This is a genomic window from Variovorax sp. LjRoot175, assembly GCF_964253805.1.
Taxonomy (GTDB): domain Bacteria; phylum Pseudomonadota; class Gammaproteobacteria; order Burkholderiales; family Burkholderiaceae_C; genus Variovorax.
The window spans coordinates 763756-788742 of record NZ_CAXURY020000002.1 but is presented as its reverse complement, the minus strand read 5'-3'; the positions used below and the strand labels follow the sequence as shown (position 1 = coordinate 788742).

Annotated in this window: 20 protein-coding genes; 14 read left to right on the top strand and 6 right to left on the bottom strand. The window is 67.1% G+C overall.

Translation table 11 applies throughout. The annotated features are described in order from the left end of the window. Nucleotides 1-81 precede the first annotated feature (81 nt). Together ACSQ89_RS33760 and ACSQ89_RS33755 are read right to left on the bottom strand one after the other, a co-directional pair. The gene (locus tag ACSQ89_RS33760) at nucleotides 82-1854 is read right to left on the bottom strand and encodes an adenylate/guanylate cyclase domain-containing protein (protein WP_436296890.1); all 1773 of its coding nucleotides are present in this window, start codon (nucleotides 1852-1854) and stop codon (nucleotides 82-84) included. Between the two features lie 599 nt (nucleotides 1855-2453). Then, on the bottom strand, nucleotides 2454-2804 hold the full coding sequence (locus ACSQ89_RS33755; RefSeq protein WP_436296889.1) for a hypothetical protein: 351 nt from the start codon (nucleotides 2802-2804) through the stop codon (nucleotides 2454-2456). A gap of 381 nt (nucleotides 2805-3185) precedes the next feature. Here ACSQ89_RS33755 and ACSQ89_RS33750 point away from each other — a divergent pair, with 381 nt between their 5' ends. Next, nucleotides 3186-4772, top strand: coding sequence for an ABC transporter substrate-binding protein (locus ACSQ89_RS33750; protein ID WP_436292954.1), 1587 nt, complete (start codon nucleotides 3186-3188; stop codon nucleotides 4770-4772). A 40-nt stretch (nucleotides 4773-4812) separates the two neighbouring features. On the opposite strand, the gene ACSQ89_RS33745 is transcribed toward ACSQ89_RS33750, so the two are convergent. The 3 genes from ACSQ89_RS33745 to ACSQ89_RS33735 are packed head-to-tail and all read right to left on the bottom strand — an operon-like array spanning nucleotide 4813 to nucleotide 9777. Next, nucleotides 4813-6765, bottom strand: coding sequence for a S8 family serine peptidase (locus ACSQ89_RS33745; protein WP_436296888.1), 1953 nt, complete (start codon nucleotides 6763-6765; stop codon nucleotides 4813-4815). 12 nt (nucleotides 6766-6777) lie between these two features. Continuing rightward, nucleotides 6778-7977: a phosphatase PAP2 family protein gene (locus ACSQ89_RS33740; RefSeq protein WP_436292952.1), complete on the bottom strand. Its 1200-nt coding sequence runs from the start codon at nucleotides 7975-7977 to the stop codon at nucleotides 6778-6780. Nucleotides 7978-8001: 24 nt separating this feature from the next. Beyond that, entirely contained in the window at nucleotides 8002-9777 is a 1776-nt protein-coding gene (locus ACSQ89_RS33735; protein WP_436292951.1) for an adenylate/guanylate cyclase domain-containing protein, read from the bottom strand. Between the two features lie 610 nt (nucleotides 9778-10387). Here ACSQ89_RS33735 and ACSQ89_RS33730 point away from each other — a divergent pair. The 5 genes from ACSQ89_RS33730 (at nucleotide 10388) to ACSQ89_RS33710 (ending at nucleotide 15416) form a co-directional block, all read left to right on the top strand. Next, entirely contained in the window at nucleotides 10388-10558 is a 171-nt protein-coding gene (locus ACSQ89_RS33730) for a hypothetical protein (RefSeq protein ID WP_436292950.1), read from the top strand. A gap of 157 nt (nucleotides 10559-10715) precedes the next feature. Beyond that, the gene (locus tag ACSQ89_RS33725; protein ID WP_436292949.1) at nucleotides 10716-11246 is read left to right on the top strand and encodes an ATP-binding protein; all 531 of its coding nucleotides are present in this window, start codon (nucleotides 10716-10718) and stop codon (nucleotides 11244-11246) included. 81 nt (nucleotides 11247-11327) lie between these two features. Beyond that, nucleotides 11328-14072, top strand: coding sequence for a CHAT domain-containing protein (locus ACSQ89_RS33720; RefSeq protein WP_436296887.1), 2745 nt, complete (start codon nucleotides 11328-11330; stop codon nucleotides 14070-14072). Beyond that, entirely contained in the window at nucleotides 14056-14457 is a 402-nt protein-coding gene (locus tag ACSQ89_RS33715; RefSeq protein WP_093103593.1) for a hypothetical protein, read from the top strand. Before ACSQ89_RS33720 ends, ACSQ89_RS33715 begins: the two co-directional genes overlap by 17 nt. 11 nt (nucleotides 14458-14468) lie before the next feature. Beyond that, complete coding sequence (locus ACSQ89_RS33710) at nucleotides 14469-15416, top strand: hypothetical protein (RefSeq protein WP_436292947.1); 948 nt, start codon at nucleotides 14469-14471, stop codon at nucleotides 15414-15416. Between the two features lie 36 nt (nucleotides 15417-15452). Here the strand turns inward: ACSQ89_RS33710 and ACSQ89_RS33705 are convergent, their stop codons facing one another. Beyond that, nucleotides 15453-15695, bottom strand: coding sequence for a hypothetical protein (locus tag ACSQ89_RS33705; RefSeq protein WP_093103596.1), 243 nt, complete (start codon nucleotides 15693-15695; stop codon nucleotides 15453-15455). Between the two features lie 714 nt (nucleotides 15696-16409). Here ACSQ89_RS33705 and ACSQ89_RS33700 point away from each other — a divergent pair. From ACSQ89_RS33700 to ACSQ89_RS33665, 8 genes are all read left to right on the top strand, one after another. Continuing rightward, nucleotides 16410-17474 (top strand): sigma 54-interacting transcriptional regulator, encoded by a 1065-nt coding sequence (locus ACSQ89_RS33700; protein WP_436292946.1) that lies wholly within the window; start codon nucleotides 16410-16412, stop codon nucleotides 17472-17474. A 342-nt stretch (nucleotides 17475-17816) separates the two neighbouring features. Further along, nucleotides 17817-18074 (top strand): hypothetical protein, encoded by a 258-nt coding sequence (locus ACSQ89_RS33695; RefSeq protein WP_436292945.1) that lies wholly within the window; start codon nucleotides 17817-17819, stop codon nucleotides 18072-18074. A 24-nt stretch (nucleotides 18075-18098) separates the two neighbouring features. Further along, nucleotides 18099-19724, top strand: a complete 1626-nt coding sequence (locus tag ACSQ89_RS33690; protein WP_436292944.1) for a phage tail sheath family protein — start codon at nucleotides 18099-18101, stop codon at nucleotides 19722-19724. A gap of 15 nt (nucleotides 19725-19739) precedes the next feature. Beyond that, on the top strand, nucleotides 19740-20264 hold the full coding sequence (locus ACSQ89_RS33685; protein ID WP_093103603.1) for a phage tail protein: 525 nt from the start codon (nucleotides 19740-19742) through the stop codon (nucleotides 20262-20264). Between the two features lie 22 nt (nucleotides 20265-20286). Continuing rightward, nucleotides 20287-20997, top strand: a complete 711-nt coding sequence (locus tag ACSQ89_RS33680; protein ID WP_436292943.1) for a hypothetical protein — start codon at nucleotides 20287-20289, stop codon at nucleotides 20995-20997. Beyond that, a complete protein-coding gene (locus ACSQ89_RS33675) occupies nucleotides 20994-21701 on the top strand; it encodes a hypothetical protein (protein ID WP_436296886.1) in 708 nt (235 codons plus the stop codon). Before ACSQ89_RS33680 ends, ACSQ89_RS33675 begins: the two co-directional genes overlap by 4 nt. Then, nucleotides 21698-23035, top strand: coding sequence for a DUF4255 domain-containing protein (locus ACSQ89_RS33670; protein WP_436292941.1), 1338 nt, complete (start codon nucleotides 21698-21700; stop codon nucleotides 23033-23035). Before ACSQ89_RS33675 ends, ACSQ89_RS33670 begins: the two co-directional genes overlap by 4 nt. Next, complete coding sequence (locus ACSQ89_RS33665) at nucleotides 23032-24972, top strand: ATP-binding protein (protein WP_436296885.1); 1941 nt, start codon at nucleotides 23032-23034, stop codon at nucleotides 24970-24972. The genes ACSQ89_RS33670 and ACSQ89_RS33665 overlap by 4 nt, the downstream gene beginning before the upstream one ends. Nucleotides 24973-24987: the final 15 nt, after the last annotated feature.

Here is a 24987-nt window from a genome sequence, read left to right as displayed (position 1 = left end):
CGGCCCGAACCAATCCATTCGGGCACTGGAGGACTGACGCGCGCTCCAAGGAGCGTTGACTGGACAATCGCCATACCGGACTCATTGCGCCAGCCTGGCCTTGCGCAGACCCTCCACGAACTGTTCGAGGGGCGCGGGGTTTCTGTAGGGCAGGACTCGCAGCGTGTGTTCGATCGTGTACTGGGGGTTTATGGCCATCAGTTCTCGCCAGACTCGACGGGCCTCGTCTTGACGGTCGGTATGACCGTAAAGTGAGGCGAGGTAGGCGCGCGTGACGTCCGACGCGGGCATATAAATCAGGCGCCGCTTGAACGTCGCTTCGGCCTCGTTGTAGCGTCCGAGGGCCAATAGGACCCGCCCAAGAGCATGCATCCACAGGTTGAATTCCGGGTCGAGCCGAAGCGCCCGTTCCAATGACTCGAGCGCTTGCTCGTGCCGTCCGGTGAAATGCAGCACGTTGCCCAGGGTCCCATGGGACTGGGAAGAGTTCGGGTCGAGCTCTATCGCCCGCCGCGCCGCGCTCTCGGCTTCGTCCAGGCTTCGCAGCCACATCAGGACGACGGCCAGCGCGTGGTGCGAAACCGCTTCGAACGCGTCGACCTCGCACGCCTTGCGCGCCAGCGCCAGGGCCTGTTTCAAATCGCTCGCCGCGCGACCATTCCATGCGTTGACATACTCGACGCTGCAGCAGATCGCCAAGTACGCATTGGCCTGCGCCAGCCCCGGGTCGATCGCCAGTGCGCGCTCCAGCATGGCACGGCTCTCGACGAGCGCTGCGGCATTGAAATCCAGGATGCAGCGTTTCGCGCGAATGAGGTAGTCGTAGGCCTCGACATTGACTTTGCCGCGATCCTGCCGGCGCGCCCTTTCGCTGCCGGTGAGGGTCACTTCGAGCGTATGGACGATCTTCCGCGTCACTTCGTCCTGGACTAAGAAGATGTCCTCGAGGTCCCGGTCATAACGCTCGGCCCAGACGTGGCCGCCGGATTCGGCATCGATGAGTTGCACATTGATGCGCACCCTCTCGCCAGCCTTTCGCACGCTGCCTTCGAGCACATGTCGCACGCCCAGCTTCCTTCCGACGTCCTTTATGTCGACGCTTTGCTTCTTGAAGGTGAAGGACGAGTGGCGGGCGATCACGAACAGGCCGGATATCTTGGAGACGTCGGTGATGATGTCTTCCGTGATGCCATCGGCGAAGTACTCTTGCTCGGGGTCTCCGCTCATGTTGGTGAACGGCAGCACCGCGAGCGAGGGCTTGTCAGGCAAACGCAGCTCCGGCGCAGACGATGGCGATGCCGCCGCGGCGACATTCACCGATGGCCTCGCGGGCGCCACCTTGAAGGCCCGCACTGGATGGCCAATGTTCTTCACCTGCTGTTCGCCCTGATCGACAAACTCCGCGCTGACTTTGCTCCTCACGGCCCCGTGCACTGCGTCCGAGACGGTGATGCCGCCCGGTTCGGCTAGTGCCTGCAGCCGCGCTGCAATGTTCACCCCGTCGCCGTACACCGTGCCGTCCGCCTTCTCGATCACGTCGCCCATGTGAACGCCGATCCGAAAGCGCATTTGCCGATCCTGAGGCGCCGCGTCGCAGGACATGCTTAACTCATGCTGAACAGCAACGGCCGCGGTGACCGCTCCGGCCGCGGTGTCGAACACGGCGAGCACCGAGTCGCCAGCCATGTCGATCACACGGCCATGGTTTGACTCGATCTGAGCACGAAATACCGTGCGCGCCGCATCCAGCGCGGCCACGGTCGCGCGGTCGTCGATCGCCATCAGGCGCGAATAGCCCGCCGCATCCGCGGCGAGGATCGCTGCCAGGCGCTGCTTGAGACCAGACCCGTTCACACCCGTCGACTCCTATGCAAGTTGCCGATGAATGTTACGCTCCGCGTGGCCAATCGCATGCGAGCGTGTCGGATCGCGCGGCAGACTCACCCTGCCGTTGGGGCTGGGAAATGTTTGCTCAGGCCCGCAATTGCCTAGCTGCGATCGAACAGGAGTGGACTGCACATCTGGGCGGGCAGCGATTCAAGGCCTTGCGCGATTCGCTGCACGACCTGTCGCTGTGGTTCGGAAAGCTCACTTGAGGATGTGCGCGTTCCGAATCCAGACGATTCATTCGCGTTGACAAACTAATTTGGAGTGCCACGCTCGACCGTCAGGTCTTGGGCCGTCCGCCGACGTCTGGTGCTCCGACACTCAAGGGCCGCTTTCGCTGCGAAGCAGGCTGTCGCGCGCCATCATTTCACGGGCAACTGCCCTCCCCACATACTGCATTGCCAACCCCTCACGCTGGTGAGCCGCAGACCCGCACCACCGGTCATCTCACAATGGGCGGGCATGCTCACGATGCCCGCGGGCGGTGGTGGCGGTGGTGGCGGTGGTGGCGGTGGCAGCGGGGCCTAGCCGAGCTCCCGCGCCCATGCCCCAACGTCCAGCCCGGCTTAGAACGCGTTAAACACCGCCGAGTTGGCCGCACCCTGCCCCTGAGCGTTTTCGAGGGCGCGGATCACGCCGCGCAGGCGCTCGCACTCGCGCTCGAGCGAGGCGACCCAGGCGCGGGCGTGCTGGGCTTCGTTGAACGCCTGCGCGTGCAGGGCGGCCATGCCCCAGCGGCTCTCGAACCAGAGCGCCAGATAGATGGCGCGGGGTGCGTTCCCGCTGGCCTGGTAGCGCTGCAGGGTACGCAGGCTCACGCCCAGGTACCGGGCGATCTTCTTGCGCGATTCCATCTGGTCGGCCAGCAGAGAGGCCAGGGGCGGCAGCCGTGCGAACGAGGGCGCGAGGAATGGCATGGCAAAGCTCCTGCGAGCGGCGAGACGGCGGTGTGCCGGCTCTGCCAGGCCATGTCAGTTTGTCGCGATGCAGTGGCCCCCTCTTCTGCTCTGCGCGGGCAGCCTTTCAGGGCGGGAGAGAATGAAATAAACATAACAAGGCGTTGACACAACAACAACAACAACAACAGATCCCCGCAATCTGCAAGGGTGCTATCGGTCTACCTGTGCAACGCACACACGAACTCATTCGGCATTTCAGTTTCTTGGCGGCGTGTCTTGCTTGCAGGGTATGGACATTTGCGCCTGTGAGCATAGGATTGCGCGGCGCGCAAGCAAAGTAGCTGGTGCAATGCCCGGCCGCCGTCTTTGTCCGCGGTATGTCCCCGTTGGAAGGATCCGATGGTGAGGAAGAACTCTGCTTCAAGTCTCGTTGCCGTCCTGGTGGTCGGCTTCGCGCTTGGAGCCAATGCTTGGGCGCAAGTCCTGCGCTGGGCAACTCAGGGCGACCTGCAAACGGTCGACCCCCACTCGCAGAATGAGCTACTGACGAACGCAATCAATGGGCAGGTGTACGAGACGCTCGTGGGCCGCGATAGGCAACTCCGGCTCATTCCGGTGTTGGCGCTAGGTTGGCAGCAGCTCACTCCCACGCTATGGCGGATGCAATTGCGCCCCAACGTCAAGTTCCACGACGGGCAATACTTCTCGGCAGACGATGTCGTTTTCTCTGTCGAGCGGGCCCAGGACCCGGCCTCCGGTCTGCGCGCCTACGCCTCCGCACTTGGAGGGGTGCGTAAGATGGACTCGTTCACGGTGGAGTTCTCGTTGGGGCAAGTGAATCCGATCTTCCTGGAGCACGTGGCCCTGGTCCCGATGATGAGCAAGAGCTGGTGCGAAGATCACGATGCCGTGAAGCCGCAGGATTTCAAGACCAGGGAGATCCGGTTTACGACGCTGCATGCGAACGGTACCGGGCCCTTCGTTCTCGTCTCGCGGCAACCCGACGTCAAAACGGTCTTCAGGCGAAACCCCGGCTGGTGGGGCCACTTCAGCGGCAACGTGCAGGAGGTGGTCTACACGCCAATCAAGAGCGATCCCGCTCGTACGGCCGCATTGCTGTCAGGGCAGGTCGAACTGGTGCTCGACCCTGCGCCGCAGGATCTGGACAGACTTCGCGCTGCCAGGGACATCAAGGTAGTTGAGGGCGTTGAGAATCGCGTGATCTTTATCGGCATGGACCAGGGCCGAGACGAACTGCTATACAGCTCCGTCAAGGGCCGCAATCCGTTTAAGGATCTGCGCGTGCGAACGGCCCTCTATCAAGCTGTCGACATTGAGACGCTGCGCAAGTCGGTCATGCATGGGCAGGCGCGCCCGACCGGCACCCTCTCGCCCTCGCCGCTGGGAATCTTCAACGACGCGGCACTTGAGAAGCGTCTGCCCTTCGATCTGCCACGGGCACGCATGCTGATGGCGCAGGCCGGATTTCCAAACGGCTTCGACGTCACGTTGGACTGCCCGAGCAACCGTTATGTCAATGACGAGAAGATCTGCATCGCGCTTGCCGCGATGTGGGCCCGGATCGGCGTCAACGTCAGCGTCAACGCGCAACCTCGAGCGCTGTATTTTGCGAAGACCGAAAAGCTCGACGTCTCGATGTATATGCTTGGCTGGGGAGGATCGATCACTGATCAGGAGGTCACGTTGACGCCGGTGCTGCGTTCGCGCGGCCCGAACGGCGTGGGCTACTACAACTGGGGCAACTACAGGAACCCGAAGCTCGATGAGCTTGCCTCGGCATCGTCCGTGGAGCCGGATCCCGGCAAACGGGAGCAACTGATCAAGGATGCGATGCGCGAACACGGCGAGCAGGTCCACCATATTCCGCTGCACCGCCAGATGATCCCGTGGGCCATGCGCAGTAACGTGGACGTGGTCCATCGGCCTGACAACCGACTGGAATGGCAGTGGGTGACGATACGCTGAGTCGGGCTGGGCATTGCGTCGGCTGAGGCAAGCCCATGCATCATGGGCGATCTTTCCATACACGCCCGTAGGGCGGTTTCAAGGGCACCAAACCATCGCCGGCGACCAGGGGCCGATCGGCGGACGGCACGCGGGTCGAAACCGGAAATAGCAGCGGCGGGACCGGGCCAGACACGGTGCCAGTCCACGTTTCGGCGAAAAAGCGCGTCAACTGCGGGGCGGCCGCGCTTGTCCCGTTCATGGCAACACGCGCGCCACTGCGTGTGCCAGCGCCGAGCGCGCCCGGACAACTGAAGGCATCTTCACTGGGCGCGAGCCAGTTGGGGGCCTTCATGGTCCGCCCGGGAATCGGGGATGCCGGGCCTTCCGAGGAGTAAGCAGCCGGCATCTGGTCAGTCGGCTTGGAGCCACGCCGGTAAGCGCCGATGACGTAGGTGCTGGATCCGGTCGCGATGCCGCTCAGCGTGCCTTGTCGCTGGACGTAGCTATAGCTGCCCGCTGGCGGGATGTCGAACTCCTTGGGCTGTCCGTAAAGCTCGTGGCGGACGTACGCGCGATCGTCGAAGTACGATTGCCGCCCCCTGGCGCGTCGCCCACCGAGCGTGTCGCCGCGCTTGATCCAGGCATCGACGGGGACGCTGGCGCCCGACCCGTTCGTCAACTTGACCTCCCAGATTCCGGATGGAACCACCATGTGCGGGATGGTTGCCCAAGGATCTTCGGCCGTCGGCGGTGTAGTCAGCAGGAAGCAGCTCAGTGCCGTGCCGGGCGCCACATATGAGATCGAGAATCCGGACGGGTCGACGCCGGGGTTCGGGATGCTCGTGGGCGAGTGCACCAGCTTTGCACCGGATGGCGAGGTCAGCGTCACGGTGACATTCGTTCCCGCCTGGAACCAGATTTCCATGAAGCTCGGCGTCAGTCCGCAAGGCTGGAGCCGCCACGCGAGCACCTGCGTGGCACCGGCCGGCAAATCGAAACGGGCATGGGCACGCGACTGCCGGAAGTTGCCGGCAGCCAGCACGACGCGGATGGGGGTATGCCTCGACCGCGACAACGCAATCACCGCGTCCATGAAACGTTCAAACACCGAGCTTCCGTCATGCGGTCCTTCATGAGTCCCGTAGCTGATGTTCACCACCACGAGCAGGGTCTCGTTGGGGCGGCGCATTGACATGGCACGCAGCCAGACGTAGAGCAGCCCCATGGCCGCATGAACGATCAGCGTGGAGCCTGCCGGGTCTCCCACAGCGTCTTCCGGCATGTCGACCCCAATGATCAGCGGCCGGGTGAGTGACGGGCTCATGTCGTACCCGCTTGCCAGGTCGAGCACATGGGTTCCATGCGAGTGCCGGCGTGCCAGCGGCTTGTAGCCTTCGACGCTCATGTCCAGCCCGCCGATGGCGCGGTACACCTTGTCCTCGTTTTCTCCGGCCGCTTTGGCAGCGGCCACCGCTGCGTCGATCTGCGCCGCGGTGATCTCGATGCCCGCGTCCTGCCGCCACACAAACTCGACGCGGGTTTGGTTGCTCGTCTTTCTGAATCGTGGGTGGGCGAAACTGATCCCTTCGTCGATCACGGCGACCACCAGGCGAAGCATCCATTCGCAATCGGCGTCCTCGGCTTCGATCGATGCAATGGGAAGCTGGGCCAATTCGACAAGATCGCCCGGCGGCCCCATTTCCGCTCGCAGGATGGTCCCCCTCCACGATGCGTTTCGCACCACGTCGTCCGCCTTGCTCTTGCGAATGAAGAGCACGCAGAAGTTAAGTTGGGCCGGCAACTGCTTGAACAGTTCGGGGATCCAGACGTCGTTCTTCAGACGGGCGTCGAGCCACGTGAGGGCTATGAATCGTGTTCGAGGCATCTGCTGCAGGTCGAACTCCACCAGCAAGGGCAGCCAGTCGCCTGGCCGCAGATGGGCGAAATTGGTCGCGATTGCCCAGTCCAGATAGGGATGCGCCGGCGTCCCGCTTGGTCCATGGGTGGCCATCATCGGTCCTTGTTACGGCCACTCGGCCACCGCCGCGCGCCACAACCAATTCAGACCAGGAGCGGAGCGGACCTGGAAGGAAGGAACTGCAGCCACCGGCTGATGAAAGGCAGTCGGCACGCGTACGCCTGTGGCGCGGCTAAAGATTTCGGTGCCGCTGAAGTCCTGCGACCTCGGATACTGCGTGCCATCGAACTCCCAGGCCTGGACTGTCAGGGCAGCGGCCGCGGCAGCAGGAGATGCACCCGGAAGGATCGGGCGTGCCCGCGCAATGAAGTACTCCCCGATGGAAAGGCCGAGGAACTGGCCCGCCATGCTGTCAACCGGGTAGTGCAGACCTGCCACGGTTCGGTTGATCGCGATGCGCGCGGCCTGCACCGTCAGTTGCTCGCGCAATTGCTGGCTCGCCAGCGGTGGCGGCGCTGGCGAAGGCGGGGCTAGTTGTATGAGTTCGAACAGAACACGGGCCACCGCATGCGCCTCCGTTGAATGGCCGCTGGGCAGCGAGCCGTGGATTGGCGTCTGGATCATGGGCTGGATCTGCGGCGAGTACTCGTTGGGTCGCCGTACGGACATCGCGTTCTTGAAATTCATCTCCGCATACTTGGCCAGACGCAGCACGATGCCCAGAAGCTCCAGCGTGCGCTTGTGACGCGCAGGGTACAGCGGCACGACAGAGCCCCAGAAGGCGTACTGCGGTGACAGCTGGGCAAGAATCTCACGAGCGCGATCGGTTCGGAGATCGGCATAGCCGGCCACGAGAGAGAGCTGGTCAGGCAGGGGCGCCGAGCTGCCGTCCAGGATGGAGGTCAGCGGAGGCTTCATCGATACGAACCGATGCCACGAGCCGCTGGGACTCGCCGTGCCCGACGCGGTGCCGGCCTCCGTCAGGCTCCACAGCGTGGCCCAGCCGGCGGGCAGCGTCGTGTCGGTCGCGAAGTACAACGATGACAGGAGTTCGGATTCGAACAGGAAGCGTCGTATGCGTGGGTCCCAGCGATCGAGCGGTCCTGGCGAGTTGCCGGAAATGCCCGGACTGTTCCAGGCCGTGCCCACACTGTTCCAGCTTCCCGCGATGCCCTCGCGCTGGGCGATCAGCGCGGAAACGGGCATGCGGGCGGCTCGTCCGACCCCTTCAACGCCCTCCACGCCCTCCACGCCTTCGACGCCTTCGACTCCCTCGACTCCTTCAACGCCTTCGACAACGCTCATGGCGACTCTCCTTTGATGTTGCGTTTACTGCGGAATGCCGGCGCCGCGCAGGGCATGAGCAACGGCTCTGCCCAGCTGGAAAGGCGCCGATGGAGATCTCTCGAGAAAGGTTGACACTTTGAAATTCGGATCGATTCTCAGAAGATCGCGCGCCATCGCCCGCGCCTCTTCTTCGCGACCCAATCCCCACAACGCAGTGATCAACGCCCGCAGGGTCGACATGTGCGTCTTGTTGAGCCGCAGCGATGCCTGCGCCAGCTCCACGGCCCTGGCGTACTGGCCGGCCGCCAAGGCCGCGGTGGCCGCCAGCGAGTCGAAGTAGTACTTGAGCGGATCCAGGGGCGAAAGCCGCAGCGCCTGCCGCGTGTGGCGTACAGCCTCCTTCCCTTCGTCCCGAAATGCGTGCAGCGTCCCCTTGAGCAACCAAGCCAGGGCGTCGTTGGGATTTTCTTGAAGCGCCGCCTCGTAGCGTTCCTGCGCGACGTCGAGGTTCTTCAGGATGTAGGTGTTCACCTGTCCTTCCACCGTCATCGCCAGCGAGAGAGTCGCATCTCGGTCCAGCGCGCGACGGGTGTTGTCCAGGGCCTGGCGTCCGTCCGCCTGCGCGTCATCCGACCAGCCTTGGGTAACCCTCAGCACATGCCATTTCGCCAACCACGCGTAGGGCGCGGCAAGACGGGGCGCACGATCGATCAGGGCTTGCAGCATTAGTTGCGCCCTTTGGGAGGCGAGCGGCGATATACGGTGCATCAACGTGATGCTGGCCAAGAGAAGCGTGCGGCTCTCAAGCGTGGGCAATGACTTGCCGACGGTGCGCTCCAACTCCCGCGCCATCATGGCCACGCAGATCTCGCTCACTACCTTGTCGGCCAACTCATCCTTGCCCGCGATGACGCCCTTGGCGTCGCCCCTGAACGTCTTCGACCAGACCACTTGCCCCAAGCGCCCGTCGGCCAGTTCGGCGTGCAAGATCAATCGGTTGCCGCTAATGGCCACGGAACCGGAGACCACATAGTCGGCATTAAGGTAGTTGGCCATCGCTCCGAGAGAGGCCTCGCGTCCTAGAAACGCAGTTGTCGAGAGCCGCGAAAGCACGTCGATCTCGGACGAGCGGGACAAGGCCCCGATGATGTCGTCGGCCAGTGCTTGCCCAACGATCTCGTGCTCCGCCGGTACGCCCCGCGCGACGAACGGAATTACAGCCACGGTGGCCTTGAGCGGATCTCGTTCGTCGACTAGTTCGAAGCTGGGGCGCTCGCCCGGTGCGCCCACGCGAAATGCACGCACCGGCTGATGGACGTGCTTGAGATAGCACTCGCCCAAATCCTCGACGTCCGCGTCGAGCGACGGAATAAGCTGATCGCGCACGTCCGCTGACACCACGATCTCATCCGGTCCGGCCAGTGTGGCGAGGCGGGCGGTCAGGTTGACGCCGTGTCCATAGACATCTCGCGCATCGGCGATCAGCGGGCTGACATGCACTCCGATGCGAACCCGCATCTTCCGAGCTTCTGGCAGCCCTTCGTTTGACAGCCTGCTGAGTTGCTGAAGCGCCAATGCCGCCTGCACCGCAGCCGGCGCCGCCGGGAACTCAATCATCAGCCCATCGCCTAGGCTCTTGATGAGCCTGCCGCCGTGCGCTGGCACGATGTGGTCCGCGACTTCGGCCACGTATGCACGCCAGCGTCGAACCGCCCCCGTCTCGTCCTCCTGGATGAGGCGAACAGATTCCACCACGTCCACGACCAGCACGGTACGTACGACGCGCTCGAGCTCGCCCTCGATGTCCGGTGTAAGCATTTCGACCTCACCCGGATTGTGGATGCGACGCACAGGCGGGGCAAGCCGGCCTTCACGACGCGTGCCTGCACAGTACGGCCATCGGCACCATGGATGTGCACCAGGCTTGCCCATGCACCTGGATGAGGCTCGATCGGAACCGATCGGTGCGATGCCACCGTGCGCGGGCGCGACATCTGCCGATGCCAGAGATTCAACGAGGACGACGGAGCCGGTCATTGAATGGCTTTCAGCGTGCTGTGGTCGGAGAGGCACCTTCGCACGCTAGAGCATTCAGGTCTTCCGGGCATCCCTCCTATGAATGAGTCACACCAATGTGACAACGCGCGCTTCGTCGGGGGGTGTGGCTTTCCATCGGCGGCGGATCCTCACGCAGGTAGCTGCTGCTGGTTGCGCTGACATCCGCATTGAAGTTGATGACGCTTTGGACGTTGCTGAGCAGATTGACGTCTAGCATCAAAGGGGGTGCGGCGCCGCCCTGTTGTCAGCCATTGAGTTGACTCTTGCCCCGTAGCAGAGGCCCAAATGGGTCTCGTTTCGACTGTCTGTACCTTGCGGATTCGCGGATTCAACCGGTCGATGCAACGTATGCGGTCGATGAACCACGTCCTTGAATGTCGTGAAGGATGCTCCCGAGCAGCAGTTGCTCGCATACGTCTTCGGCAAGTTCGGGGAGCACGGCCTTCTGGGCATCGAATCCGAGACGGAAAAGATGCCTATGCTGGCGGCGCTGAACTTGGTTGAGTGCATCGCGGAGACAGCGCCGAAATCAACCCAGTGAGGCTGCATCTCTACAGAAGGGTGCCAACCGGCCCACGTTGCGGATCACGGAACATGTCCAATTACCAACTCCACCGTATGGTGCTGATCAATGCCGGTTCCAACCAGCACGTTCCCAGCGGGCGGATCACTTCCGTGGACCCGTGCGGCGCGCTGCGGTGCTGGGCGAGAACGGCGTAGGCAAAACAACAACGCTGCGCATCCTTCCGCTGTTCTTCGGCCATCTGTCCAGCCAGATCGTCGCCAGTGGCCACGGCCAGGAGCCCTGGATTCGCTTTGTGGTCCCCACGGACGCCAGCGCGATAGCCTTTGAATACCAGCGCGGCACCGACGCGGAGGAGGACCGACGCCTGGCGGTTATCCGCCGCCGCACAGACGACCACGACTCGCCTTTCTACCGGATCTACCGCTGCGGCTTTCGCAAGGAGCTGTTCGTCCAGGACAGTCGCTTCCTGAGCGATGAGGACACGCAGCTCAAGGCCAACGAGCTGGGAATCGTCACGACCAGCAAGTTGACCACTTCAGAGTACCGCTCGGTGATCCTGCGCACGCCGGCGGCATCCAAGGACAAAGCGCGCCTTCGTGCCTACAGCCTGGACTGTTCCTTCGGCTCAAGGGCACTCGACAATCTGGACCGCATCGTCGCGGCCATGGTCAAAGCGAGGTTGCTTTTAGTCCACAGCTCGTGATGCGCCGCCCACAGTACAAGCATTGCCGCGTCACTGCATGCGGCGTATGGTCCACCAATGGCTCGCGAAGAAGCACGAAAGGTGAGCAAGGCAGATGCGAAACATCATTTCGCTTTGGTGCAGCGTGCCCTCGCCGCAGCGGACGACGCACAACGCGACGCGGCGCTTGGCGAAGGCTTCGCGCGCTTCGGCATGGGCTTCGCCTACTCCCTGGGCGAACTCGCCAGGCTCGAGAACACGCCCGGGCCCTACACGGCGCTGAGCGAAGAATCCGGAGCTTTCTTGCTGCGCTGGATCGGCGGCGCTCGCCTCACCAAGCGCGCCGACGACGACGAGCGCCGCGTCGCGGTGGGCGAGGAGATGCTCCTGATGGCGCAGGGCCATGTACGCATCGGCGGCATCGTTGCGCGAGCGATCCTGTCGCTGCCCGAGTCGCACCCTCAGCGCGACCTGCAACGAGCCGAGACTCTCGTGCGCCAACGGCTTGGCGCAGCGCTGAACGAAGACGATCCCTCATCGTTCGTCTCGTCGGTGATCGACTTGCTCGATCATGGCCTTGCTGCCGAGGATGAAGCCGTGTCGCTCTATGAGCAGGCCCGGCAGCGGCTGCCCATCGAAGGCGAGCCGCAGCTGCCGCGCCGCCTGGACGTTGTGTCGCTCAAGTTTCACGCCAAGCTGGCGATCAAGGCGCGCGACGCCGGCGAAGCTACGCGCCTCAAGGAACAGTCCGCTCTCGCGCGTCAACGCGCCGACGCGATCGGTGCCGAGCGTTCGAGCGACCGTGAGTTGCGCCAGAGCCGTATGCTGCTCGCGATGCTGATTGACGTCGACGAGAGCAACGCGGCAGTCGCGGCGACGGCCTGGGCTGCAGCGCGCAGCGGCGAGTCGGTGCCGGACGACATTGACCGCATCGTCGCGTACCACGAGGGACGCCGGCGCCTCGAACTCGGCGAGCACGAGACCGCGGCGCGGCTCTTCGCACCGCTGATCGATGCGGCGCGCGACGACTATCTCGACGCGCTGCGCGACGCCGATGTACAGGACCGAGGTGAGCATTTCAGCAACCTGGCCACGTATCACGCCTTCGCGCTCGGTGCGCTTGGGCGCTGGGACGAGGCCCTGCGTGCGCTGGATGCCGCGCGCAGCCTGCGCCTGCGCCAGCGCGCGTGGTTGCGCACGATCCCGCGCGGGCGAACGCTGCTGCGCCTCGAGCGCGAGCTGCATGCGCACGAGCGCGGCGCGCCGCTTGGTTCGACGGCGACGGCCGCCACTCCCGATCGCGCTGACGCCGGTGACCGCATGCACGGTCAGGTGTCGCGCCACGCACGGGTGTACGAGCGCTACCGCAGGCTGCGGCCGCAGTTCGATGCGTCGGCGCTGGTATCGCCCGGCCTCGCTGAAGTGGCAGCGGCGCTCGTCGAACACGAGGCGGTGCTTTCGATCTGCAGCGGTTTCAGCGGCACGCTTGCGGTGCTGGTGCGCCACGGCGACCGCGAGCAGCCGAGCCGCGCGCAATGGATCAGCGAGTGGACCCACGGCTATTGGATGCGTGTGATGGCAGGCGACGAGGCGCGCCCGGGTTGGCTCTTCGCGATGGGCGCGCCGGAGCTCGGCCTCGAACACGCCGCGGTGCTTGATGGCCTGCTCGCCGCGGTCGACGCCGACCTCGGGCGCTGGATTGCGAAGGCCGCGCGCGAGTTCGGCGTGCGCCGGCTGACGATTGTCGCGCACCGCTATCTGCACCTGCTGCCGTTCTGGGCGCTCCCCTCGCTGTCCGAGATCGAGATCGCGAGTGCGCCCAGCCTCGCGCACCTGCTGGCCTCACGTGCGCCGCGTCCGCCGAGCTCACGCCGCGCGGTGATCGTCGAGAACCCGACCGGCGATCTGCCGCTCGCCGCCGCCGAAAGCGCAGCTGTGCAGAGCGCCTTGTGCGGCGCCGGCTTTGCCGTCGAACGCTTCGCGCACGAGCGCGCCACCGAAGCGCTCGTGGCACCCGCATTGCGCCGTGCGGGCGTGTTGCACTTCTGTGGACACGGGCGATCGGAACCCGACCGCGACCGAGCATCGGCTTTGCTGATGCACGCGGGCGCCGGCGCGCTGGGATTGCCCGGCGGCGACCCGCTCGGCGTGCTGGCCGCGGCCGCCGAGGCATGGGAGGAGCAAGGGGACGGCCGGCGTCACACCCACATCGACGGGCGCGGCCGCCTTCATGAGATCCTGCGCGACGATGGCACGCCGCTCGAGCGCAGGCTCGAATTCAGCGTTACCGGCACGTTGTGGACGTCGTACCGCGACGGCGCGCCGCTGCGCAGTGCCGAGCTCTGGTCGGCGGGCGACATCGGCGTCGGCACGCGCTTGAATCGGCTCGGTGTGGCCTTTCTCTCCGCCTGTGAAACCGGCTCCGGCGGCTTCGAGCCGGTGATCGACGAATACGGCGGCTTGCCCGCGGCCCTTTTGCTGGCCGGTGTGGGCGCGGTGGTGTGCAGTTTGTGGCCGGTGCCCGAGTCGCTCACGCTGCTCGCCGCCGACCTGTTCTACCGCCGGCTCGCGGCGTCGGGCGACGCGTTCGACGTCGTGACCGCATTGCGCGAGAGCGCCGGCGCTTTGCGCGAGATGCCGCGCGACGAGGCACGCGCGCGGTTCTTGGCAATGCACGAACAGCGCCTGCAGCCGGCAGCGCGCTTCATGCTCGAGGCGGCCGCGACCCGCTTGCAAGGCGGGCCCGAGCGCCCTTACGCTCACCCGGTGCACTGGGCCGCCTTTTTCGCGGTCGGCAAGCCGCAAATCCGTTTCGCGAAAGGAAGACACCATGGGACTGCTCGATAAGCTCATCGTGGCGAAAGTGGCGGCGCGCGACGCCGGCGCGGCCATGGCCGTGGTCGTGGACGTGAGCGGCGCCAGCGATGCGCAGGTGCTCGGCACACTGGTCAGTACCTTCGGCGCCGACGATTCGTGTACCGAGATTCAGGTGCGCCGCGGCGCAGTGCTGCTCGGCACCGTGAACCGCGAAGCGACGATCACGTTCGTCGGCGACGGCCTGAAGGGCGTCGGCGCATCCGACGCCATGCTGCTGCCGGGCGTGGGGAACTACAGCACCACGCACTGGGTGTGCCCGCGGCGCGACTGCGGCTACTCGCTCGTGACCATCGTGTTTGACGATGCGCCGAACTGCGCGCGCCACCCCGACCAGCCGCTTGTCCTGCAAGGCTGAAGGTCGCACCGATGAAACTCGACGGCCTGATCGACAGCGGCTTGAGAGAGGTCGGCCCGCGCTTGTCCCTTGTCGGCCTGCTGCCAAACCTGGCGCTGTTCGGATTGATCGCCTCGCTGCTCGCGAGCGGCGCGCCGCAGGCCGCACCTGACGTCGCCAAACTGTGGGCCGCTGCCAAGGACCCGGGCGGCGGCGAGGCACTGCTGCTGGTGGCCGCGCTGCTCGCATTGGCGCTCGTGCTGCACCCCCTGCAGCTTTCGCTGGTGCGCCTGCTGGAGGGTTACTGGGGCAATGCACCGGGTGCACGCGATCTGGCGCGCCTCGCCACCGCGCGCCAAGCGCGCCGACGCGATGCACTGGTGAAGGCGCTGGGCTACGAAGGTGGCGGCCAGCCCGACGCGCCGACCCTCCAGCGCATGCAGGCGAGCGCAGCGGCGCTGATGCAACGCTATCCGTCGGCGGACCGGTTGATGCCCACCGCGCTCGGAAATGTACTGCGCGCCGCCGAGGACCGACCGCAGCGTGCCTACGGTCTGGACGGCGTGGTGATCTGGCCGCGACTGTTCCCGCTGTTGCCCGAGTCAATGCGCAGCCTTCTGGGCGATGCGCGCAACCAGATGGACGTGACGCTGCGCTTTGCCGCAGTGTTCTTTCTGGCCGCTCTGGTGTGCGGCGCGCTGTTGTGGCGCCACCCGCCATGGCTGGGGCTGGCGTTGATCTCGCTCGTGCTGGCGTGGCTGTCGTACCGTGCCGGTGTGCAGGCAGCGATCGCGTACGGGAACGTGGTGGAGGTAGCGTTCGACCTGTACCGTTTCAGCCTGTACCCGGCGCTTCACTTGGCGCTGCCGAATGACCTGGACAGCGAACGCAAGCTCAATGCGGAAGTGTCGGCATTCCTGCGCCAGCGGGTGATGCCCAGCTACGCGTACACCCATCCGCCGCCACCCAAGGCGGGGTAGGCGGTTCTCACGCAAGCGCGGGCGTGCCAGCAACAATCAGCTGGCGCCAGGCATTGCCGCGCGTGCGATCTCGATGATCTGCGAACGCTGCGAGACTTCGGCCCGACGCTTGCGGCAGAGAAGCTTTGTGAATGCCACGGGGGTCATCCTCAGACCCTGGCGTAAGAGCGCCACGACCGGCAGCCGCAAGTCGATATGGGGCCGGTCGTGGAGAACTAGCGCCTGAGCCATGTGCTGCGGACGGCGCTGATGATCCAGGCTCAGCGGGATGATCGTCACGCGTCAAACATGCCACATCGCACGAACTCTGGCCGGGTACCGTACGCCAAGATACCCTGCCCGGCACCCAACGCTCGCGCCAGTTCACAGTCACAGGCGCAGACCGAGGCCGCGATCCGCACAGCGAGGGGCTCCGCGAAGCGGCGGCTCTCGCTCCACCTCTGGTTTTGAAACGCTCCGGGTTCGGCGGGAGACGTCAAACTTCTGACTCTCGTCACTAGTTCGTTTGGCAGATGCGCGTTCTGCCCTGTGGACGGATGATGGGCGCGCTTCGTTGCGCTTCGTTGGTTTCGCGGCGAGTCGTGTCGGTAGGTCTCGAGCCGCAATGCGGCGCACTCTCTGGTCCACCGAAGCGGCGCTGCATTTCGATCGGAGCGAACACGTTGCTGCGCGTTGCCAGCCAGCGCCGGGTTGTCCACGCCGCGGTATTCGGTTACCGGGCGTTTGGCGTGTTCACGGCTGGGTCGGCTGGACTAAATAACTCGGGGAGATGGGTCGCCGCGCGGGAGCTGGATCTCGCGCGACGTGGGCATTGCCATTGCAAAAAACAAGGGCGTGTGTTCTCCAAAGTCATGCGATGGAAGTCGACCGCTCTCTTCTGTGACGACGCGAACGTAACGCAGGCGCGACGTGGTCCGCGAAGCGTTTCGCCAGGCAGTAAGAGTGAGCGAATCCGGGGATTGCCCACATCGGCGGGTTGAGGACGGACGAAGAATGCGCACAAACAGCTCTTCATGCACGCAGACCGCAGGCTGTCCAGAGGCCGATGGTGACGGCCACGCCTGCACGGCGCTGGCGCAGAATCTTGTCGGCCGCAGCCCGCCCTTTCGCGAAGCGATGGAGCTGGTGAAGCTCTACGCCGCGTGGTCCGCGCCGCTGCTGATCGCCGGCGAAACCGGCACCGGCAAGGAGTTGGTCGCGCGCGCGGTGCACTACCAGAGCCAGCGCCGGCACTGCCCCTTCATCCCGGTCAACTGCGCGACGCTGCCCGACACACTGGTCGAGAGCGAGTTGTTCGGCCACACCCGCGGCGCTTTCACCGACGCCAGCCAGGCGCGCCAGGGCCTGGTGCGCCTGGCCGAGGGCGGGACGCTGTTCCTGGATGAAGTGGAAGCGCTGTCGCCTCGTGGCCAAGGCGTGCTGCTGCGCTTTCTGCAGGACTCCAGCTATCGGGCGCTAGGGGGCAACCAGTTGCATCATGCGGACGTGCGCATCGTCGCGGCCTCCAACGTTGACCTTCACGAGAAGGCGGCGGCGCGCATGTTCCGTGACGACCTGCTGTACCGGCTGGACGCCTTTCGCGTCACCCTCCCGCCGCTTCGCGAGCGTCTTGACGATCTGAACCTGCTGGTGCCGCACCTGCTGGCCAAGGCGGCGCGACAGACCGACGGCTTGGCGCGCCGCATCGGCGAGCCCGGCCTGGCGCTGCTTCGTGCCTACGACTGGCCTGGCAACGTGCGCCAGCTGGAGCACGTGCTGCTCAAGGCCCACGTGGTCTGCCAGGGATCCGAGGTCGGCGTCGACGATCTGCGCCGATGCGCGCCCGAGCTGGCCCAGGTTGGCGTCCCCGGTGTGTCAGCCGCCGCGCCTCCGCATTCGTTGCGCGCGGCCAAGCGCGCAGCCGCCGACCAAGCCGAGCGCCGCTTCATCGAGGACTGGTTGTCGCGCACGGCTGGCAACATCAGCGAGGCCGCACGGTTGACCGGCATCGAACGGGCCTCGCTGAGCCGACTTGTCAAGAAATACGGCGTCAAGGCACGCGCGCTCGGCAGCGTTTAGCGCCACCTCCTCCCTTTCTCCGCCCCGCCCCCGCATTTCTCCACTGTTAGGTGGATGAGATTCTTGCGCCGCTCGCGCGGCCCCATGTCGACGCAAACACACCCGTGTCCGCCACGACACGCACCGCATTCGCAACAGCGGCTCTCCCGGAAACCGCCAACGCAGCGTCTGCGGATTGCAATGGAGGGGCTGTGTATCCGACCGCACAACACTCCCAAGCATCTGTCAAAAAACCCAATCGAATCAAGCACTTGCCATTGAAAAATGGATGGCACGCTTGCTGCAAGCTGATGCGTTCGTGACTTCGTGGGGTGGACTTGAATGCCCGGCGCGACGATTGCGGTGACGGAAGTGGTAGCGGCCCTGGGCCGCTACGTGCGTGCGAATCCGCAGGCCTGCGACACCGTCGCGGGCATCGCCGCCTGGTGGCTGCAGCCGCCGACGGCGAGGAGTTCGCCAGACGTTGTCAGTGCGGCGCTGGCCGCGCTGGTGGCCAGCGGCGAAATGGAGTGCGCATTCGGTCCGGACGGCCAGACGGTGTACCGCGCCGCCAAGTCCGCAGGCCACGAGGGATCGCAGGCGGAGCCGCCAGGCTCTTGATCATCAATTGATGGAGGGGAATGTATGCCCAGTGCCCTGAGTTACCCAGGCGTCTACGTGGAAGAAGTGCCCAGTGGCGTGCGCACCCTGACCGGTGTGGCCACCTCGATCACGGCCTTCGTCGGCCGGGCCGCCTCCGGCGCTATCAACGACCCGTTGATGCTGACCAGCTTCGCAGACTACGAGCGCAGGTTCGGTGGCCTGGCCGTGGACTGCCCCATGTCCTATGCGGTGCGCGACTTCTACCTGAACGGCGGCGCGCTGGCGCTGGTCGTGCGGCTGGTCGGCACCGCCGCCGATCCGGATGCGGCCGACGCGCCGGCTGCGGCCTCGGCCGCCACGCTCACGCTGCCGGCTGGCGGCGACAATCTCGTGCTGACGGCGGCCAGCCTGGGCGCCTGGGGCGGCCGGCTGTCAGCCGCAGTGGACCATGGCACCGACAGCGGCCTGCCGGCCGCCGACACCACGCGCTTCAACCTGCGCCTGCGCTACCGCGTGCGGCCGGGCCGCGACGATTTTGTGTTCGAGACCATCGGTGCGGTGTCCACCACCGCCGGCGACCCGCGCTACCTGCCGCTGGTGCTGGAGCGCGAATCCACGCTGGTGCGGGCGCTGGGCGCGGTGCCGGCGGCGCGGCCCGCCTCCACCGTCACCGCCACCACCATCACATGGATCGACGCCGCCGGCGGCAACGACGGCCCCCCGCTGCGCGCCGAGGACCTGCTGGGCAATGCCGCCGGCCGCACCGGCATCCATGCACTGGCCCATGCCGACCTGTTCAACCTGCTTGTGATCCCGCCGCTGGCGCGCAACACCACCACCCTGCCTTCCACCTACACCCCGGTGCCGGCCAACGTCTGGCAGGCCGCGCTGGCGCTGTGCGTGGAGCGCCGCGCCATGCTGGTCGTCGACCCCGATCCCGGCTGGGCCGTGCCGGCGGCCAGTGCCGTCAGCAATGCGCAGACCGGCCGCACCGGGCTCAACCTCAGCGGCCCCGGTGCGCGCAACGCCGCGCTGTACTTCCCGTGCCTGCGCATGGTCGACCCGCTGCGTGACAGCCGTGTCGACACCTTCATGCCTGGTGGCGCGGTGGCCGGCATCATGGCGCGTACCGACGTGGCGCGCGGCGTCTGGAAGGCGCCGGCCGGGCTCGACGCGGCGCTCAACGGCGTGCAGGACCTGCAGATCAATCTGAACGACCTGCAGAACGGCCAACTCAATCCGCTGGGCATCAACTGCTTGCGCTCGATGGGTGTGAACGGCCGCGTGGTCTGGGGCGCGCGCACCCTGCGCGGCGCCGACGTCAGCGCCGACGAATACAAGTACGTGCCGGTGCGCCGACTCGCGCTGTTCCTCGAAGAAAGCCTGTACCGCGGCACGCAATGGGTGGTGTTCGAGCCCAACGACGAGCCGCTGTGGGCGCAGGTGCGCCTGAACCTCGGCGCCTTCATGCAGGGGCTGTTCCGCCAGGGTGCGTTCCAGGGCGCCTCGGCGCGCGACGCCTACTTCGTCAAGTGCGACAGCCAGACCACCACGCAGGCCGACATCAACCTGGGCGTGCTGAACGTGGTTGTCGGCTTTGCGCCGCTGAAACCGGCCGAGTTCGTGGTCATCAAGATCCAGCAGATGGCCGGCCAGATCCCAACCTGATCGAGGAAGAACGACATGGCACAGTTCAGCGTCAACGCCACCCGCTTCGACCCCTACAAGAACTTCAAATTCCGCGTCAAGTGGGACGGCCGCTACGTGGCCGGCATCTCCAAGGTCGGCGCGCTCAAGCGCAGCACCGAACCGGTGGAGCACCGCGAGGGGGGCGATCCGTCTTCCACGCGCAAGTCCCCGGGCCGCACCAAGTTCGAGGCCATCACGCTCGAGCGCGGTGTCACGCACGACGTCGAGTTCGAGCGCTGGGCCAACAAGGTCTGGAACTTCGGCTCCGGGCTGGGCGCCGAGGTGTCGCTGGCGAACTTTCGCAAGGACCTGATCATCGAGGTCTACAACGAGGCTGGCCAGCTGGCCATCGCCTACAAGGTGTTCCGCTGCTGGGTGTCGGAGTACCAAGCGCTGCCGGACCTGGACGCCAACGCCAACGCGGTCGCGATCCAGACCCTGAAGCTCGAGAACGAGGGCTGGGAGCGCGACTACGACGTGGTCGAACCGGCCGAGCCCACCTTCAACGAACCCGCCTGAACGACCCGTGCGGAGGGTGGCGATGCGTGCGCTGGCCGGCTCTGAACTGCTGTCGCTGTGGGAGCGTGGCGCCAGCCGCCACGCGCTCGACCGCAGCGCGCTGCTGGCCGCCGCGGCCCGCCCCGACTGGCCGGCCGAGGCCATCGCCGACCTGCCGCTGGGTGCGGTCAACGCCAGCCTGCTGCAACTGCGCGCGGCCTGCTTCGGCCCGCGTATCGACGGCCATGCCGACTGCCCGCGATGCGGCCAGCGCCTGGCCTTCGCGCTGGACGCGCGGGACTTGCTCGCCCCTGCCCATGACGATGACCCGACCCCGCGCGAGGCCGAGGTCGCCGGCCTGCGCGTGCGCGCGCCCAGCCTGCGCGACTTGGCGGCCGTGGCGGCCGACGCGGACGCCGAACGCGCTGCGCGCCAGCTACTCGTACGCTGCACCCTGACCGGCGATGCCGCGCGGCTGGATGAGGCGGCGCTGCGGGCCGTCGAAGAAGGGCTGGACGCGCTGGACCCGCAGGCCGACTTGGCGCTGGCCCTGCAGTGCGTGGCCTGCGGCCATGCGGACCTGGTGCAGTTGGACGCCGGCCAGCTGCTGTGGGAAGAGATCGAGGCACGCGCGCTGGTGCTGCTGCGCGAGGTGCACCAGCTGGCCAGCGCCTACGGCTGGAGCGAGGCGCAGATCCTGGCGCTGACGCGGGCGCGGCGGGCCAGCTACCTGGCCATGGTGGGGGCGGCATGACGGGCCTGCTGCATCGCCTGGCCCAGCGCGCCACCGGCAACGCTTGGACAGTGCGCTCGGATGTGCGCTTGCCCTTCGGCGCGGATGGCCTCGACCGGCCGCAGGACGACACGGCGCCGCCGCTGATGGAAGCGGCTGTGCCCGAGACCCACGCGCCCGCGCGGCCCCGGCCGCCCGAGCCAGCTTCGCTCGTCACGGCCGCGCAAGAGCAAGCCGTGCCACCACTTGTGCAATCGCCCGCCGTCGCCGCTCAGGCCGGGCGCGCGCACCCCGTGGAGGCCGAGGCTGCGGCAACGCGCACGCCGGTGGCCACGACGACGCCCGCCCAGCCACATGGCGCACCCGGCACGGCCGCTGTTCCGGCCGCTGCCATGCCCACCATGGCGTCCCTGCACACACTCTCCCGGCCGCAGTCAACGCCCCCGCCCCGCCGCGAGGAACCTGCGCCGCTGCTGCCGCCGCAGCCCAGCACTGCAGGCTACGCGGCGCCCCAGACCCAGACCCAGACGGTGCGGGGCCCGGCGGCGTTCGCCCTCTGGCCGGCGCCGCAGGCCGCCGCCAGCCAGGAGACCGAGGTCCACATCCACATCGGCCGCATCGACGTGACGGCCTTGCACGAAGCGCCGCGCCCCAAGGCCCGCCCGCGCGAGCGCACGCAACCCGTATCGCTGGACGCCTTCCTCGCCGCGAGGAGCAAGCCATGAGCACGGCCCTGGCCATCGCCGGCGTCAGCGCCGTGCTGCGCGACCTGCTCAACGACGGGCTGGTCAACGGCAACGTCAGCGGCGTGCTGGGCTCCAGCGTGACGGTCAGCCTGCTGGCGCCCGACCGTGTGGTGCCCACCGGTGGCACCGAGGCCTCGCAGCTCAACCTGTTCCTCTACGGTGTGACGCCCAACGCCGGCTGGCGCAACGAGGCCCTGCCCTCGCGCGACGGCGCCGGCCGTGCGCGGCTCACGAACCCGCCGCTGGCGCTCGACCTGCACTACCTGCTGTCGGCCTACAGCGCCGGGGACCTGCATGCCGAAATCCTGCTGGGCTACGCCATGCAGTTGCTGCACGAGATGCCGGTGCTCACGCGCGAGGCCATCCGCACGGCGCTCAACCCCTCGCCCGCCACCGGCGCCACCTTGCCGCCGGCACTGCGCGCGCTGTCCGAAGCGGGACTGGCCGAGCAGGTGGAGCTGATCAAGATCACGCCACAGCACCTGAACAACGAGGAGATGTCCAAGCTCTGGACCGCCACGCAAAGCCACTTGCGCCCCAGCATGGCCTACAGCGCCTCGGTGGTGCTGATCGAGGCCCGGCGCCCGGCCCGCACGCCGCTGCCGGTGCTCACGCGCGGCCGCATCGACGAAGACACGGGCCGCGAGACCGGCATCGCCGTGCAGCCCAGCCTGCTGCCCAGCGTGCCGGTGCTGGTGCACGCCGTGCCGCCGCTGCGCCAGCCGGTGGCAGCCATCGGTGACACCGTGGCCCTGCAGGGCACCCTGCTCGACGGCGAGAACCGCGAAGCCTGGCTGCGCAACGACCGCTTCGACATCGCGCAGATGCTGCCGGTGCTCGCCCCCGCGCCGGATCGCCCCGCCGCCACCGTGGCCGCCTTCTCGCTGGCCGGCCAGCAGGCCGCGCTACCGGCCGGCGTGTACCGCGTGAGCGTGCGCCTGACGCGGCCCGATGCGCAGGGCGAGGACCGGCTGCACGAGTCCAACCCGCTGCTGCTGACGCTGGCGCCGCGCATCACCAACCTGCCGCAGACCGTGGCGCGCGCGGGCAACGGCTCGGCCAGCGTCTCGATCCAGTTCACGCCCGACCTGCACGAAGGCCAGCGCGCCGTGCTGGTGCTGGGCGCGGCGGAGGTGCTGCCGCAGACGGCAGGCGCCACGCCGAATTCGCTGGTCTTCGTGATCCCCGACGCGCTGGTCGGCGTGCATCTGGCGCGCCTGCGCATCGACGACATCGACAGCCCGATCATCGACATGGACTTCGAGCCGCCGGAGCTGCCGCGCTTCCTGGACCGGACGGTGGAGATCACGTGAACGCGCCCGACCGCCTGCTCGCCTGGAGCGACGCCAACCAGCGCCTGCTGGTGGCGGAGTTCGCGCGGCTGGCGGCCCTTTTGGGCGACGGTGCGGGCGACGGTGCGCGCGACGCAGCCGCGGCCGAAACCGATGCCGCCGCGCTGCGCGCCGCCATGCCGGCACCGGCCGCCATCGACACGCTGGCGGCGCTGTTCGCGCTCAGCGCCTTCGAGCGCGACCTGCTGCTTTTGGTGGCCGGCGTCGAGATGGACGCGCGCATCGCCACTCTGTGCGCCCAGGGCGGCGGCCCGCCGCTTCGGCCGTGGGCCAGCTTCGGCCTCGCGCTGGCGGTACTGCCGCAGCCACACTGGAGCGCCATCGCGCCGAACGAGCCGCTGCGCCGCTGGCGCCTGCTGGAGGTCGACGAGAGCACCGGCATCGCCGGCGCCAGGCTGCGTCTGGAAGAGCGCGTGCTGCACTTCATCGCCGGGCTGAACGCGCTGGACCACCGCCTGCAGCCGCTGCTGCAGCCGCAGCCGCCGGCCGGCGCCATGGGCCGGGACCAGCAGGCCGCGGTCGCGCAACTGCTGGCCCGGCTGCGCGGCGCCACCAGTCGCCTGCCCGCCATCGTGCTCGACGGTGACGATGCCCCCGGCCAGCACGACGTGGCTGCGGCCGTCGCGGCCGGGCTGGGCGCCGGCCTTTATCGATTGCGTGCGACCGACGTACCGACGGCCGCCGTTGAGCAGGCCGCTTTCGCAGCGCTGTGGCTGCGCGAGGCTGCGCTGCTGGGCTGCGGGCTGTTGATCCATTGCGAGGAGCGCGAGGCGCAAGCAACCGTGGCGCGCCTGCTGGAACGCCTGAGCGGCCTCGTCTTCGTCAGCGGCCACGAATTGGCGCTGGGCGACACGCCGCAACTGCGCCAGAACATCGCGCGACCCGAGGCGCCCGAACGGCTGCAGCTGTGGCAGGCCGCGCTGGCCGACAAGGCCGCGGCGCTGGGGCCGGTGGTCGACACGCTGGCCACGCAGTACCGCCTGGGCGCGCGCCGCATCGCGCAGATCGCCGCCCAGGCATGCGGCGACGACGCAGCCGCCAACGCCGCAGCGCTGCACGAGGCCAGCCGCGGCCCGGCCCATGGCATGCCCGGCCTGGCCCAGCGCATCGACAGGCGCGCGCGGTGGTCCGACCTGGTGCTGCCCGAGGCCCAGCAGGCCGTGCTGCGCCAAATCGCGGCCCACGCGCGCCACCGGCTCACGGTGCACCACCAGTGGGGCTTCGCCGCCCAGAGCGCGCGCGGGATGGGCATCGCGACACTGTTCTGGGGTGACAGCGGCACCGGCAAGACCCTGGGCGCCGAAGTCATCGCCTCGGAACTCGGCCTGGCGCTCTACCGCATCGACCTGTCGGCCGTGGTCAGCAAGTACATCGGCGAGACCGAGAAGAACCTTCGCAAGGTCTTCGACGCGGCCGAGGAAGCCGGCGCCATCCTGCTGTTCGACGAGGCCGACGCGCTGTTCGGCAAGCGCAGCGAGGTCAAGGACAGCCACGACCGCTACGCCAACATCGAAGTCAGCTACCTGCTGCAGCGCATGGAGGCCTACGCCGGCCTGGCGATCCTGACGACCAACCACAAGGCCGCGCTGGACGCCGCGTTCCAGCGCCGCCTGCGCTTCGTCGTGCACTTCCCGTTCCCGGACCAGGCGCAGCGCGAAGGCATCTGGCGCGCGGTGTTCCCGGCCGGCGCGCCGCTCCATGCAGACACCGACTATCCAAAGCTGGCGCGGCTGAACGTGGCCGGCGGCACCATCCGAAACATCGCGCTGGCGGCCGCCTTTCTGGCCGCCGAGGCCGGCACGCCCATCGGCATGGCCACGCTGCTGCAGGCTGCGCAGCTGGACGCGGCCAAGCGCGACAAGCCCTATTCGGACGCGGAAACGCGGGGGTGGGTCTGAGGGCCCGCAACGCTT